The 1379-nt window shown below is 40.7% G+C and carries 2 protein-coding genes; both read left to right on the forward strand.

Annotated elements, in window-relative coordinates; translation table 11 throughout:
* A partial coding sequence (locus LNTAR_RS24615) for a hypothetical protein (protein ID WP_007281498.1) occupies positions 1 to 524 on the forward strand: 524 nt, incomplete at its 5' end.
* Between the two features lie 405 nt (positions 525 to 929).
* Positions 930 to 1379: UbiA family prenyltransferase (locus tag LNTAR_RS24625; RefSeq protein ID WP_162026464.1), on the forward strand; the 450-nt coding region annotated here is incomplete at its 3' end.

The following is a 1379-nucleotide window of genomic DNA, read 5'->3' on the forward strand; positions in this document are numbered from 1 at the left end:
TGAGTTTTAATAAGCTTAGACAACACGAGAAAAAAGGACTCATTTTTGCGGGGATCTTCACCCTATTAACTTTGATTTCTGCTTGGCTTCACAAGTCAGGTCCCTTTGAAACACTCACGGTTTTAGCCTTTGTTTTTATCCCTCTCGGCATTTCGCAATTAGCACAAAAACACACTCTTTTACCACGCTTCTTTGGGCTTTATTACTTCCTCAATCTCATTTATTATTACTTACTCAGTTCTCCCACGGGAATTGCTGCAAATAAAAACTGGTTAATTGCCAGCTTACTCGCCACTAGTCCTTGGGCCGTAACTTTCTTACGCCAAGCACTCTACCAAGCCTTTAGATTTCTTCCAAAACACTTCCGAAATTCGACTTCAACACTTCTATCCTTCCTCTTCGTCTGGACTTGCACACTCCTGAGTTTAAATCGCTTAAATTCACGCGCGGCTTGGCTTGCTTTCGGACTTGTTTTAGCCTATCTCATTTTTCGCGGATCTAGCAAAGCTTACAAAAAATCTTAGTCTTTGCTTTTCTTGTCGCATCAATTGGAGGATGGGTCATTGGGGATATGGAGAAATCTCGGCGCGGAGGTGGAAGCTTTGCGAGTCTCGCAAGAACCCAGCAGTGACGCAATTCTTTAGTTACTCAATAGGGCAAGGGAAAAGAGTCTATCTACTTAGACCAAGGACAGGCAAAACACATCAATTAAGAGTGGCGATGAAAGCGATAGGTGCACCCATATGTGGCGACCCTAATTATTATCCAGGCCTGATTAAAGGTCATGAAGAAAGGTGTTACTTACATGCCTACGTAATTCGGTTCACCCTAAAGGAACGCGAGTATCAATTTACACTAAAACCTCATATGGGAACATATTTTTCCGATGAAACTTTTTTAAAAGTTTTAGAGGAGCAGTATCTTAAGCCATGGGATTTGAATTGGCCTGTAAAGAAATAAGAGAGAGTTGGATGAAGAAGAATATTTTGAAGGATTGGGCCGAACTTGTTCGCTTTCCAAATCTATTTACTGTACCAGGGGATATTTTACTGGGCATGTGTGCGGTCTCCAGTATAGCGACTTTAAGTTTAAGCAGTTATTTATATGTCTTGCTCATTTCACTTCTTCTGTATGCAGGAGGAATGATTCTCAATGATATTATGGATTATGATGAAGATAAGCAAGCTCGCCCACATCGAGTTCTTCCATCTAAGCGAATTACTATAGATACCGCAAAACTTGCTGTTGCAAGCTTTTTTGCGATTGCGCTTCTTTTAAGTTATTTTCACAGTCAAAGCGTATTCGTTATTTCTCTTATTCTTGTAGTGGTTATTTACCTCTATGATGGTCCCAGCCGAAAAGTTCCTCAGTTGGGTTTT

This window comes from Lentisphaera araneosa HTCC2155 (assembly GCF_000170755.1).
Taxonomy (GTDB): domain Bacteria; phylum Verrucomicrobiota; class Lentisphaeria; order Lentisphaerales; family Lentisphaeraceae; genus Lentisphaera; species Lentisphaera araneosa.